The organism is Herbaspirillum sp. FG34, assembly GCF_057809315.1.
The window spans coordinates 430,867-443,436 of sequence record NZ_JBMDJS010000001.1 but is presented as its reverse complement, the minus strand read 5'-3'; the positions used below and the strand labels follow the sequence as shown (position 1 = coordinate 443,436).

The window sequence follows — 12,570 nt, the reverse complement described above, 5'->3', positions numbered from 1 at the left end:
TCTTGCCCGGGAACGCCCGGCGCCAGCCCGTCTGCCGCCGCCGCGCGCATCGCCTCCATCATTATTTTGCAAGCTTGTACTCGCGCATGTACTCATTATCCGACTTCGATTTCGAGCTCCCCCCCGAGCTCATCGCCCAGACCCCGCTGGCCGAGCGCAGCGCCTCGCGCCTGCTGCAGGTGCAAGGTGCGCAACTGACTGACCGCCGCTTCTCCGACATCGTCGACCTGCTGCAACCCGGCGACCTGCTGGTCTTCAACGATACCCGCGTCATCAAGGCGCGCCTGTTCGGTGTGAAGGAAACCGGCGGCAAGATCGAGGCCCTGGTCGAGCGCATCCTCGATGCGCGCACCGTCCACGCCCAGGTACGGGCTTCCAAGTCGCCGCCACCGGGTACCCGGATCCGCCTGGCCGATGCCTTCGATGTGACCGTAGGTGAACGTTTCGGCGAATTCTTTACCCTGCATTTCCCGGCCGATGCCTTTGAGTTGCTGGAGCAATACGGCAGCTTGCCGCTGCCGCCCTACATCGACCACGAGGCCGATGCCTATGACGAGACGCGCTACCAGACCGTCTACGCCAAGGAACCCGGCGCCGTGGCCGCACCGACTGCCGGCCTGCACTTCGATGAAGCGCTGCTGCAGCAATTGACCGCACGCGGCGTCAAGCAGGCCTTCGTGACCCTGCACGTGGGTGCCGGCACCTTCCAGCCGGTGCGGGTGGAAGACCTGTCGCAGCACAAGATGCACAGCGAGTGGTACACCATCTCGCCCGAGACGGTAGAGGCCGTGCGTGCCACCAAGGCGGCAGGGCGCCGTGTCATCGCAGTCGGCACCACCAGCATGCGCGCCCTGGAATCCGGTTCGCAGAGCGGTGAGCTCAAGGCCGGCAGCGATGACACCCAGCTCTTCATCACGCCCGGCTACACCTTCAAGACCGTCGACCAACTGGTGACCAACTTCCACCTGCCCAAGTCGACCCTGCTGATGCTGGTGTCAGCCTTTGCCGGCTATGAACACATCCGCGCGGCCTATGCGCACGCCATTGCACACCAATACCGTTTCTTCAGCTATGGCGATGCCATGCTGCTGACCCGTACCTGAGAAACCCGGAAAGAAAACAGAGAGCACCATGCTGGAATTCACCCTGCTGAAAACCGACGGAAAGGCCCGCCGCGGCCGCGTCAAACTAAACCACGGCACCGTCGAGACCCCCATCTTCATGCCAGTGGGCACCTATGGTTCGGTCAAGGCCATGTCGCCCTTGGAACTGAAGGAAATCAACGCCCAGATCATCCTCGGCAATACCTTTCACCTGTGGTTGCGCCCGGGGCTGGAAGTGGTCAGCAAGTTCGGCGGCCTGCACAAGTTCATCGGCTGGGACAAGCCCATCCTGACCGACTCCGGCGGCTTCCAGGTGTTTTCCTTGGGCGAGATGCGCAAGATCACGGAAGAGGGTGTGCATTTTGCTTCACCCATCAACGGTGACCGCCTGTTCCTTTCGCCAGAGATATCCATGCAGATCCAGCGCGTGCTCAATTCCGACATCGTCATGCAGTTCGACGAATGCACGCCCTACGAGATCGATGGCCGTCCCGCCACCCGTGAAGAGGCCGGCAAGTCCATGCGCATGTCGCTGCGCTGGGCCAAGCGTTCCAAGGATGAATTCGACCGCGGCGAGAACCCGAACGCACTCTTCGGCATTGTCCAGGGCGGCATGTTCGAAGGCCTGCGCGATGAATCGCTGGCCGGCCTGGAAGAACTGGGTTTCGATGGTTTCGCCATTGGCGGTCTGTCGGTGGGCGAGCCCAAGGAAGACATGATGCGCGTGCTGGAACACGTCGGCCCGCGCCTGCCGGCCGACAAGCCGCATTACCTGATGGGCGTGGGCACACCGGAAGACCTGGTGGAAGGCGTCTCCAACGGCGTGGACATGTTCGATTGCGTCATGCCGACCCGCAATGCCCGCAATGGCTGGATCTTCACGCGCTACGGCGACGTCAAGATCAAGAACGCCAAGTACAAGAACGACGACCGTCCCTTCGACGAGAGCTGTGACTGCTACGCCTGCAAGAACTTCTCGCGCGCCTACCTGCACCACCTGCATCGCGCCGGTGAAATCCTGGGTGCGCGCATGAATACCGTGCACAACCTGCACTACTACCTGCAACTGATGCAGGAAATGCGCGACGCCATCGACGCCGGCACCTTCCAGGAATTCGTCAGCAAGTTCAAGGAAGATCGGGCGCGCGGCGTCGACTGACGGGCACATCCGCGCTCGGGCGCATCCGGTGCATCAGGCGCATCAGGCGGCCTCCTCCAGACAGAGCGTGAAGCGACTGCCGGTACCGACCTGGCTTTGCACGGTGATCGCGCCGCCCATCAGGTTGGCCAGCTTCTGGCTCAGGTACAGACCCTGGCCCATGCCCTCATGCCTGCGCGAGGCCGTGGCATCGAGCTGGGTGAAGGCGCGAAAGAGTCTTTGCTGGTCATCTTCGCTGATGCCGCAGCCGGTATCACTGACTTCGATCCAGCTGGTCAGACCGGCCGCGTGGTGCTGCTGGCGCAACTGCACCTGCACCTGGCCGCGTTCGGTGAACTTGATGGCGTTGCCGATCAGGTTCAGCAGGATCTGCGCCAGTGCACGCCGGTTGGTGTGGATCCGGACTTCACCCGCATAGGGCGCCAGGTCCAGCTGCAAGCCTTTTTTGATCGCTGCCGGACGCAGTGTCGCCACGGCATGCTCGATCAGTTCCGAACACAGCAGGTCCTCGGGAATCAGATCGGCGTCCTCGGTTTCCAGGCGCGAGACATCCAGCAGGCCGGTGATCAGCGTGAGCAGGTGCTGGGCACTGTCGTGGACGGTCTGCAACTGTTGCTCCTGCTCGGGGGTGAGCGGCCCGCCCATGCGCGCGAGCAGGATTTCGGTGAAACCCAGGATGGCATTCAAGGGGGTGCGCAGTTCGTGCGAAGTGTTGGCCAGGAAGCGGTCGCGTGACTGCGCGGCCTCTTGCAGGGCGCGGTTCTTCTCGGCCAGGTCCCGTTCGATGCGTTTGCGGTCGCTGATGTCGCGCACGGCGATCATGAGGAAGGTCTCGCCCTCGATGACCAGCGGGCTCAGGCTCACGTCGACCGGAAATTCGCTGCCATTGCGCTTCAGGCCGCACAGCTCGGGCGTGGGATTGCTGGCCGGTCCGGCCTGGCCGCTGAGATAGTCGGCCAGGTTCTGCGCGTGCATGGCCAAAAAGCGCTGAGGGATCAGGACATCGATGGCCCGCCCGGTCAGCTCGGCTACCTCCCAGCCGAACAGCTCGCCGGCGCGACGATTGGCCAGCACCACGCGGTCCAGTGCGTTGACGACCACGATACCGTCGGGCAGCCAGTCATAGAGCCCGTGAACGCTGGCCGCAATCAGGCTGATGTCGCGCAGGACGGTGGCCTCGCTGATGTCGCGCTTGCAGGACAGGACGAACTGCGGTGCCCCGCGTTCATCGCGCAACAGCTTGTTGGAAACCGACAGGTGCAGCAGCGAACCATCCTTGCGCCGGCGGATGGACTGGCAATCGGCCCGGCCCAGCGCCACCGTATCGGCAAACACCCGCTCTTCCTCGGCGCGTCGCTCGGGCGGCACGATGAAGTCCGACAGATGCTGGCCCAGCACTTCCTGGGCGGCATAGCCGAAGATCTGCTCGGCGCAGCGGTTCCAGTAGACTACGCCGCCCTGCATATCCATCAGCACATAGGCGTCCGGCGCTTCGCTGAGCAGCAGTTGTTCAAGTTGCTGCATCGCCGCCGCCGACGGATTCCTGCAGACGCAGCAGTTTGTCGTGGACCTGGCCGGGCAGACCCTGCCACAGGGTCTTGGCGCTCAGGTGCATGGTCTGGGTCCAGTCCTGCCAGTCTTCCCCCGTGGCCTGATACAGGGCCGGGAAATCATGCGGCGCCAGTTGCAGTTGCGGCAGCGCCCGCGCGATCTTGGGCAGGGCCGCCTCGGCCACCTGCGGCGTGCCGCAACCCAGTTCGGCCATGGCCGCCGAGAGGTACAGGGTCCAGATGATTTCCTGTGGGCGAGGCACCGGCCAGTCGTCCGGCAGCGCCGGTGCTTCGTAGTGCAGTACGGCATCACAGAACAGATCCGGAATCTTCCAGTCCTGCATCAGCGCCGCCGCGATATTGAGGTGGTTGAAGCCGAACAGCGACTGCTCCATCGCCAGTTGCGCCGAGGGCTCCAGCGGGCGCGTCAGCAACGAGGAGTAGCCCCCGGGGTGGGCCGAAGCCAGCGTCAGCCTGCCGATGTTGGCCAACAGACCCGTGGTGAACATTTCGCCCAGCGGTGCCACGCGCGTATGACTGCTGATGGCCTGGGCGCTGCAGGCCATGGCGAAGCTGTGCGCCCAGAAGGCCGGCAACTTGAAGTTCACACACGAGGCCGGTGCCGTGGTCTCTGCCAGCGACAGCGCCAGGGCCAGCTGGCGTACCGCTTGCAGACCGACCAGCAGCAGGCTGTCCATGCTGACCGAGGCGATCGGACGCACGCGCTCGGCATTGAGTACGTTGACGATGCGGATGATGCGTCCGGACAGGGCCGGATCGGCCTGCACCAGATGGATCAGTTCGTGCATGTCGGGATCATCCTGCGCGCACAGGCGCATGATGGTCAGGCGCACCCCACCGGGCGAGGGCAGGGCTTGTGCACTGCGGAGCTTCTCGAACAGGGTGGGTTCAATGAAGGTGAGCATCATTTGCCGTCCTGGTTGCGGTTGTAGATATCGACCACTTCCTCCCAGCCGGCAAAGAAGGCTTCCACGCAGCGCGGATCGAAATGGCTGCCGGCATTGTCGCGCAGATAACGCGCGGCGTCTTCCAGGCTCCAGCCTTTTTTGTAGGGGCGCGACGAGGTCAGTGCGTCGAATACGTCGGCCACCGCCACGATACGGCCATACAGCGGGATCTGGTCAGCCTTGAGTGCATTGGGATAGCCGCTGCCGTCCCATTTCTCATGATGCGTCTGGGCGATCTGCGAGGCCGTCTGCAGCAGTGCCGACGGACTGCCGCGCAGAATGTCGGCGCCGATCTGGGCGTGCAGGCGCATGACCTTCAGTTCTTCCTCGTCCAGCCGTCCGGGTTTGAGCAGGATGTGGTCGGGGATCCCCATCTTGCCGATGTCGTGCATGGGCGATGCCGCCAGCAGCAGGTCCTGTTCTTCCTTGGGCAAGCCCAGGTGGGCGGCAATGACGCGGGTGTAGTTGGACATGCGCACCAGGTGTTCGCCTGTTTCCGGATCGCGATAGCCGGCCGCGCGCGCCAGCAGATCCATGGAGTTCAGGGCCATCGTCGAGCTCTGTTGCGTCTTCTGTTGCACCTCCTCGGCCAGATGCTCGATCTGCTGACTCATGGCCAACTGCGACTTGCGCATGGCCAGCATGTTCTTCACGCGCGCCAGCAGCTCCACGCGGTTCACCGGCTTGGAGAGAAAATCATTGGCCGTCATCTGCAGCGCCTTGTGGCGCACCTGCAGGCCCATGTCGGCGGTGATCATGATGACCGGCGTCATCTCCTGACCCGGCATGGCGCGAAAACGCGAAAGGAAATCCAGCCCGTCCATGCCCGGCATCATGTAGTCCAGCAGGATCAGATCGGGATCGTGGCTGCCGCACCAGTCCAGCGCTTCATACGCATCGGGACAGGTACTGATGCTGGTATCGGGCAATTGCGCCAGCATGTGCGTAAATAGCGACAGATTGGTCTTGTCGTCGTCGACGATCAGAATCTTCATATGTTCCCCCGGCCCCTGTCTTGAAGGTGTTCGCGCAAGGCTGCGAAGGCGTTTGCGCACTCCTCGGCCAGCGTGCGGACCTGCGCCAGGTCGCCCTGGCGTGCCGCCGTTTCCATCTGTCTTCCACATTGTCCCAGTGCCTGGATACCCAGATTCAGGCAGCTACCGGCCAGCCGGTGGCCCAGTGCCTGGATCTCGCCCAGGAGCGGATCGGCGGCCTGGCAATGCCGTGCCAGATCGTCCATGACCGGTGTGGTGTGTTCAATGAACATCTCCAGCATCTGGCCGGCCAGTGCGGTGTCGTCACCGAAGAGTTCCTGCAGGCGGGCTTCGTCCACCACCACTGCTGCGGCGCCGGAGCCGTCTGCCGACGCCTGCGCCGGCGGCAGGTAATGCTCCAGCATCGTCGCCAGTTGCGAGCGCAGCAAGGGCTTGGTCAGATAATCGTCCATACCCGCCTCCAGGCATTGTTCGCGATCCCCCGCCATGGCATTGGCGGTCATCGCGACGATGGGGGTATGGGCCAGCTCACCCTGCAGGCGCCGGATGCGGCGCGTGGTTTCGTAGCCATCGAGCACCGGCATCTGGCAATCCATCAGGATCAGCGCGTACTTGCGCCGTGCCAGTTTCTCCAGCGCCTCCGCACCATTGGAGGCGATATCGACCGCGTAGCCCATGGCGTTGAGCTGGTACACCGCCACCTTCTGGTTCATCACGTTGTCTTCCACCAGCAGGAGTTCGTGCTGTTCGTGCTGTTCCTGCTGCCCCGCCCGGGGCAGTGTCCTGCCCGGACGAACTGCCGGCGTCTGCATCGGGCCCGGTGCCTTGTCCTCCGGCAGCAGTGCCACTGCGCGCAGCAGCTGTTGCTTGCGCAACGGCAACTGCAGTGCTGCCGCTGTTGATTTTCCGTCTATATTAAGGCCGTGTACGCCGTGGTCAAGCAGTACGCACGTCACTGCGGGGCGTTCGGCATGCAGGCGCGCCAGCACCGCAGCCGGCGGGATGTCCTGGATCTCGCTGCTGACGATGAGGGTGTCGATACCGCTGGCCGTGGCCGCCGGGCCGGTCAAGGCCGCCAGGGCGTCGCTGGCGCTGCTGTAGCGCACCGTTTCCAGTCCGGCGCCACGCAGATATTCGTGCAGCATGGCGGCGCTGGCGTCATGTGTTTCCAGCAGGGCCACCTGTCGCTTTTTGGCTGCATGCGGGCTGCTGGCGAAACCGGGCGCTTGCGCCACGGGAATGCCCAGTTCGAACCAGAAGCAGGAGCCGCTTCCGGGCGTGCTCTCCACCCCTATCCTGCCGCCCATCAGTTCCACCAGGCGTTTGCAGATCGACAGGCCCAGTCCGGTGCCGCCGTATTGGCGCGTGACCGAGCTGTCGGCCTGCGAGAAGGGCGAGAAGAGCCGACGCAGGGTTTCCTCATCCATACCGATGCCGCTATCGCGCACCTCGAAACGCACCCGGCAGTGGTCCCCCGACACATGCAGCGCCTGGACCCGCAGCAGCACTTCCCCCACATGCGTGAACTTGAGCGCATTGCCCAGCAGGTTCAGCAGAATCTGGCGGATGCGCCCGGGGTCGCCCAGCAGCCGCACCGGCAGGCGCGGATCGACGTGGGCCAGCAGCCGCACGCGCTTTTCGCGCGCCTTGAAGGACAAGGCCTCGGCACTGGCTTCCACCACTTCCAGCAGATCGAATTCGACCACTGCGATATCCATCTTGCCGACATCGATCTTGGAGAAATCAAGCACGTCGTTGACGATGCCCAGCAGGGCCAGCGAGGAATCCTCGATGGCCTTGGCAAATTCCGCCTGCTGGGTATCCAGGCGCGTGGTGCGCAGCAGTCCGGCCATGCCCAGCACGGCATTCATGGGCGTGCGGATTTCATGGCTCATGGTGGAGAGGAAGGCGCCGCGCGTGAGCATGGCATGGTCAGCCGCCTCCTTGGCCAGGACCAGGTTGCGTGCAGCACGATGGTGGTCGCGCAACAGGCGCAGCAGGATCAGCGCGCGGATCAGCCACAGGGTCAGCAGACCCAGGATCAGCCAGGCCGGCAGGTCCGCCCGCCACAGTGCAGCCACCACCAGCACGGCAAAACCGGCCTCGGCCAGGCCCAGCAGCAGTCGCCCGTCGCGCGAGGTGGGGGCGCCTTGTGGCTCGCCCTGAGGGCTGACTGGCATCACGAGATTGTCTCCATGGGTCCCGACTCCGTTTCGATGGTGCCGGCGTACAAGGGGATGTTTCCCTTCCCGGCATAGATGGAATCAATTATAACGAATTGACTAATAAATCGCCGGAATTGTTTTATTTGCTCGCTGATTGTACGGTGAGTGTGGTCAAAATGTGGCACATCATTGTACTTGCCTGCTATTCAACTTTAGGGGTTCTGCCACGGCGCGTCTGCCCGGACGGTATGCTGATGAGTTTGCAAAATAATTAATATTATTATATTAATCATATAAATTAATTTTATTGATTTATTCGATTAATTTATTTAAGATGTCTACATAAGGAAGCAATGCAGTGGCCCAACCCGAAAGGAGCCGCAACATGCGTCATCCCCCCTTGATGGCACGCGCCCGCCTGGCGCGCCCCGATCTTCAGCGCTGGACCTGTGCGCTGCTGCTGCTCACGCTGGGCTGTTGGGCCTGGCCGCACCTGTACGCGGCCACCACGGCCAGGCTGTCCATCTCGGCGCTGGTGGCCACGCGCTGCAATGTGGTGGTCCATGTCGTCAACGGCGTGGCCGCCGTTTCCAATACCTGTGGCGCGGTGCCTGCGGGCAGCCCGGACGGTCGGGCGCTGCTGCTGGTGAACCAGCAGGAACGTTCGGTGGTGGTAGTGTATTGAGCCGGGTGTATCCGGATCAGACGCCTGCCAGTGCGGACAGGCTGGTCGCCAGGACAGCCAGCAGTACGACCGCCCAGGACGGCAGCCGCAAGCGCACCAGGCCGACGAATGCGACCAGCGCGATGAGCAGGTCGCGCGTACTGAAAATGGCACTGGTCCACACCGGCCGGTAGAGCGCGGCCAGCAACAATCCCACCACGGCCGCGTTGACGCCCGCCAGCACGGCCTGCATTGCGGCCTGGCGACGGACCTCATCCCAGAAGGGCAGCAATCCGGTCACCAGCAGGAAAGACGGGGCAAAGATCGCCAGCAGGCACAGCACGCCCCCGATCAGGCCACTGGGCCCGGCCGACATCACCACGCCCAGATAGGCCGCCAGCGTGAACAGCGGGCCGGGGATCGCCTGGGCCGCCCCGTAGCCGGCCAGGAAGACGTCCTTGTCTACCCAACCCGAGGGCACCAGTTCGGCCTGCAACAGCGGCAGCACCACATGACCGCCGCCGAAGACCAGCGAGCCGACGCGGTAGAAGATGTTGATCTGCTGCAGCCAGGGGGCGGGATAAAGCGCGGCCAGCAGCGGGATACCCGCCAGCAGACCGACGAACAGCAGCAGGCAGGCGCGTCCCGTGCGACGGCTGACCACCATGGGCAGTTGTTCCTGTCGTGCAATCCGGGGACCGTGCAGCAGCAGCCGTCCGGCCACGCCGGCGACCACGATCACCCCCAGCTGTACCAGACTGCCCTGCAAAGCCCAGGCCGCCAGCGCCGCCAGCGCCATGATGAGCAGGCGCAGCGGACCACGGCACAGCGTCTGCGCCATGCCCCACACCGCCTGCGCCACGATGGCCACGGCCACGATCTTCAGGCCGTGCACCACCTCTCCGGAAAGCCAGTGCGCATCCTCCAGCACCGACAGCGCCACCACCATCAGCACTAGCGCCGAGGGCAGGGTAAAGCCCAGCCAGGCCGCCAGCGCACCGCGACAGCCGCCCCGGAGCAGGCCGATGGCCAGCCCCACCTGACTGCTGGAAGGGCCCGGCAGGAACTGGCACATCGCCACCAGGTCGGCATAGCTCTGTTCGGACAGCCAGCGCCGACGTGCCACGAATTCGTGACGGAAATAACCGAGATGAGCAGCCGGTCCGCCAAAGGAGCTCAGTCCCAGTCGCAGGAAGACCAGGAAGATGGCCCACGCCGGTTGGCGCGGCGTGGCAGGCAAGGCGGGCAGACCGGTGGGATCGGGAACAGGGGAGGCGGGCATGCGGCAGTCAGCGTTCGGATGGGGTTGCGCGATGGCGCCTATATTAGGCGGCTTGGGGGCGAAATGAAGCTTTTTTCATGTGCCTTGCCATTTCTCGCGGCCTGCGGGGATTTTCCCGTCTGAGCAGGTGATAAAAAAGCCCGATTTTGCCTGGCTTCCCCTTGATCTGAGGCAATACATCCCGATTTGGCGGTTTGGTGCCTGCGCAGTGCTAGAATGCAGGGCTATTTTTCAATCAACCTTTGGAGCCTTACGTGTTTATTTCCGACGCATACGCGCAAACGGCCGCAGCAGCCCCTGGTGGCGTGATGGGCAACCTGGCCAGCTTCCTGCCGATCATCCTGATGTTCGTGGTCCTGTACTTCCTGATGATCCGCCCGCAGATGAAGCGTCAGAAAGAACAGAAAGCCATGATGGACGCACTGGGCAAGGGCGATGAAGTCGTCACCTCGGGCGGTCTCTTGGGTCGCATCACCAAGGTGGCCGATGGTTACATCACCATCGAAGTCGCCGAAGGCACTGAAGTCGTCGTGCAAAAGGGCGCCGTGACCACCCTGCTGCCCAAGGGCACCATCAAGGGCCTGTAATCCGGCCGTACCGGTTGGCCGGCCTGAACCGGCGAACCCATGGGCGCATCGCTGATGCGCCCATGTCGTTAGAACGGCGCGCGGCATCCTCCGGTTGCGCGCGCCGGTTCTGAACAGGGCGGCAGGTCCCTGCCTCCCTCTCCCGCAAGCAAGAAGCACAAGACCATGAATCGTTACTCTCTCTGGAAATACGCACTGATCGTCCTGGCCCTGCTGTTCGGCGTGATCTATACCGTCCCGAACTTCTTCGGCGAATCTCCCGCGGTGCAGATCAGCAGCGGCAAGTCGACCCTGAAGGTCGAGCCGGCCCTGGCCGGCCGCGTCGATCAGATCCTGAAACAAGGCAATCTCGGCGCAGAGAGTGTGGCGTTCGACAACAGCGGTTCGCAGCCCTCGGTGCGCGCCCGTTTCGCCAGCACCGACATTCAGTTCAAGGCCAAGGCCCTGCTGGAAAAGGAACTCAATACCGACCCCAGCGACCCGACCTACATCGTCGCCTTCAACCTGTTGCCCAATACCCCGCAATGGCTGCAGAGTCTGCATGCCTTCCCGATGTATCTGGGCCTGGACCTGCGCGGTGGCGTGCACTTCCTGATGCAGGTCGACATCAAGGCGGTCTTGAACAAGCGTCTGCAAGGCTTGCAGGCGAGCGTGCGCAGCCTGCTGCGTGACAAGAACATCCGCCACAGCGGCATCAACCGCGTGGGCGACAGCATCGAGATTTCCTTCCGCGATGCCGATACCCGCGACAAGGCCCGCGCCGCCCTGGGCGAGCTGCAGGAAATGCTGCTCACCGACGCCGGCAGCGGCGATGATCTCAAGCTCATCGCCACCCTCCGTCCGGAAGCCCTGAAGCAGACCCAGGAAGATGGCGTCAAGCAGAACATCAGCACCCTGTCCAAGCGCGTCAACGAGCTGGGCGTGGCCGAACCGCTGATCCAGCGCCAGGGCGCCGACCGCATCGTGGTCGAGCTGCCGGGCGTGCAGGACGTCTCGCGCGCCAAGGACATCATCGGCCGTACCGCCACCCTGGAAGTGCGCATGGTCGATGAAAGCGTCGTGCGCGGCACCGAGGAAACCTCGGCCATTCCGTTCGGCTCCGAACTGTTCAAGGTTGGCAAGGGCGCGCCCGTGGTGCTCAACAAGGAACCGGTGCTGACCGGCGACTACATCTCCAACGCCTCGGCCAGCTTCGATGAAAACCACCAGCCGGCGGTGAGCATTGACTTGAACGGCGACGGCGGCCGCAAGATGCGCGAAGCCACCCGTGACAAGGTGGGCAAGGCCATGGCCATCGTGCTCTTCGAAAAGGGCAAGGGCGAAGTCCTGACGGTGGCTACCATCCGCTCCGAGCTGGGTTCGCGCTTCCAGATCACCGGCATGGGTTCGCCCGAAGCCGCCAGCGACCTGGCCCTGCTGCTGCGCGCCGGTTCCCTGGCCGCACCGATGGAAATCATCGAGGAACGCACCATCGGCCCGCAACTGGGCGCCGACAACATCAAGAAGGGCTTTGATTCGGTGCTGTATGGCTTCGTGGCCATGGCCATCTTCATGGTCATCTACTACCAGTTGTTCGGTTTCTTCAGCGCCCTGGCACTGTCGGTGAACGTGCTGCTGCTGGTGGCGCTGCTGTCGACCCTGCAGGTGACGCTGACCCTGCCCGGTATTGCGGCTATCGCACTGGCGCTCGGTATGGCGATCGACTCCAACGTGCTGATCAACGAACGCATCCGTGAAGAACTGCGCGCAGGCAATTCGCCGCAGGCAGCCATTGCTGCCGGTTTCGATCGCGCGTGGGCGACCATCCTGGACTCCAACGTGACCACCCTGATCGCCGGTCTGGCGCTGCTGATCTTCGGTTCCGGCGCCATTCGCGGCTTTGCCGTGGTGCACTGCCTGGGCATCCTGACCTCGATGTTCTCGGCCGTGTTCTTCTCGCGCGGCGTGGTCAACCTCTGGTATGGCCGCAAGAAGCGTCTGTCCAGCCTGGCCATCGGCCAGATCTGGAAGCCGCAGGGCGAGGCGCTGACCACCTCCGGCAAGGCATCGGCCAAGCGCAACGCCAAGTAAGCACGGCCACACCACGACATAGCAGCA

Annotated in this window: 10 protein-coding genes; 5 read left to right on the top strand and 5 right to left on the bottom strand. The window is 63.5% G+C overall.

What is annotated here, in order from left to right:
• Positions 1-86: 86 nt before the first annotated feature.
• The gene (queA, locus tag ACODSZ_RS01860; protein ID WP_154132636.1) at positions 87-1,103 is read left to right on the top strand and encodes a tRNA preQ1(34) S-adenosylmethionine ribosyltransferase-isomerase QueA; all 1,017 of its coding nucleotides are present in this window, start codon (positions 87-89) and stop codon (positions 1,101-1,103) included.
• A gap of 28 nt (positions 1,104-1,131) precedes the next feature.
• Positions 1,132-2,262: a tRNA guanosine(34) transglycosylase Tgt gene (gene tgt, locus ACODSZ_RS01855; protein WP_175344123.1), complete on the top strand. Its 1,131-nt coding sequence runs from the start codon at positions 1,132-1,134 to the stop codon at positions 2,260-2,262.
• A gap of 42 nt (positions 2,263-2,304) precedes the next feature.
• On the opposite strand, the gene ACODSZ_RS01850 is transcribed toward tgt, so the two are convergent.
• Genes ACODSZ_RS01850 through ACODSZ_RS01835 form a run of 4 tightly spaced genes read right to left on the bottom strand, consistent with a single transcriptional unit; the run spans position 2,305 to position 7,955 of the window.
• Positions 2,305-3,786 carry a PAS domain-containing sensor histidine kinase gene (locus ACODSZ_RS01850; RefSeq protein ID WP_488926918.1) on the bottom strand — a complete coding sequence of 494 codons (1,482 nt, stop codon included), beginning with the start codon at positions 3,784-3,786 and terminating at the stop codon, positions 2,305-2,307.
• The gene (locus ACODSZ_RS01845) at positions 3,773-4,741 is read right to left on the bottom strand and encodes an HDOD domain-containing protein (protein ID WP_175344121.1); all 969 of its coding nucleotides are present in this window, start codon (positions 4,739-4,741) and stop codon (positions 3,773-3,775) included. Before ACODSZ_RS01845 ends, ACODSZ_RS01850 begins: the two co-directional genes overlap by 14 nt.
• Positions 4,738-5,775, bottom strand: a complete 1,038-nt coding sequence (locus tag ACODSZ_RS01840; RefSeq protein ID WP_175344120.1) for an HD domain-containing phosphohydrolase — start codon at positions 5,773-5,775, stop codon at positions 4,738-4,740. Before ACODSZ_RS01840 ends, ACODSZ_RS01845 begins: the two co-directional genes overlap by 4 nt.
• A complete protein-coding gene (locus ACODSZ_RS01835) occupies positions 5,772-7,955 on the bottom strand; it encodes an ATP-binding protein (RefSeq protein ID WP_488926917.1) in 2,184 nt (727 codons plus the stop codon). Before ACODSZ_RS01835 ends, ACODSZ_RS01840 begins: the two co-directional genes overlap by 4 nt.
• A 370-nt stretch (positions 7,956-8,325) precedes the next feature.
• Between ACODSZ_RS01835 and ACODSZ_RS01830 the strand changes: the two genes are divergently transcribed.
• The gene (locus ACODSZ_RS01830; protein WP_488926916.1) at positions 8,326-8,625 is read left to right on the top strand and encodes a hypothetical protein; all 300 of its coding nucleotides are present in this window, start codon (positions 8,326-8,328) and stop codon (positions 8,623-8,625) included.
• Positions 8,626-8,641: 16 nt separating this feature from the next.
• Here the strand turns inward: ACODSZ_RS01830 and chrA are convergent, their stop codons facing one another.
• Positions 8,642-9,886, bottom strand: coding sequence for a chromate efflux transporter (chrA, locus tag ACODSZ_RS01825; RefSeq protein WP_175344117.1), 1,245 nt, complete (start codon positions 9,884-9,886; stop codon positions 8,642-8,644).
• A gap of 254 nt (positions 9,887-10,140) precedes the next feature.
• Here chrA and yajC point away from each other — a divergent pair, with 254 nt between their 5' ends.
• Positions 10,141-10,473 (top strand): preprotein translocase subunit YajC, encoded by a 333-nt coding sequence (gene yajC / locus ACODSZ_RS01820; protein ID WP_175344116.1) that lies wholly within the window; start codon positions 10,141-10,143, stop codon positions 10,471-10,473.
• A gap of 165 nt (positions 10,474-10,638) precedes the next feature.
• Positions 10,639-12,543, top strand: coding sequence for a protein translocase subunit SecD (gene secD / locus ACODSZ_RS01815; RefSeq protein WP_008326583.1), 1,905 nt, complete (start codon positions 10,639-10,641; stop codon positions 12,541-12,543).
• The last annotated feature ends 27 nt before the right edge of the window (positions 12,544-12,570 follow it).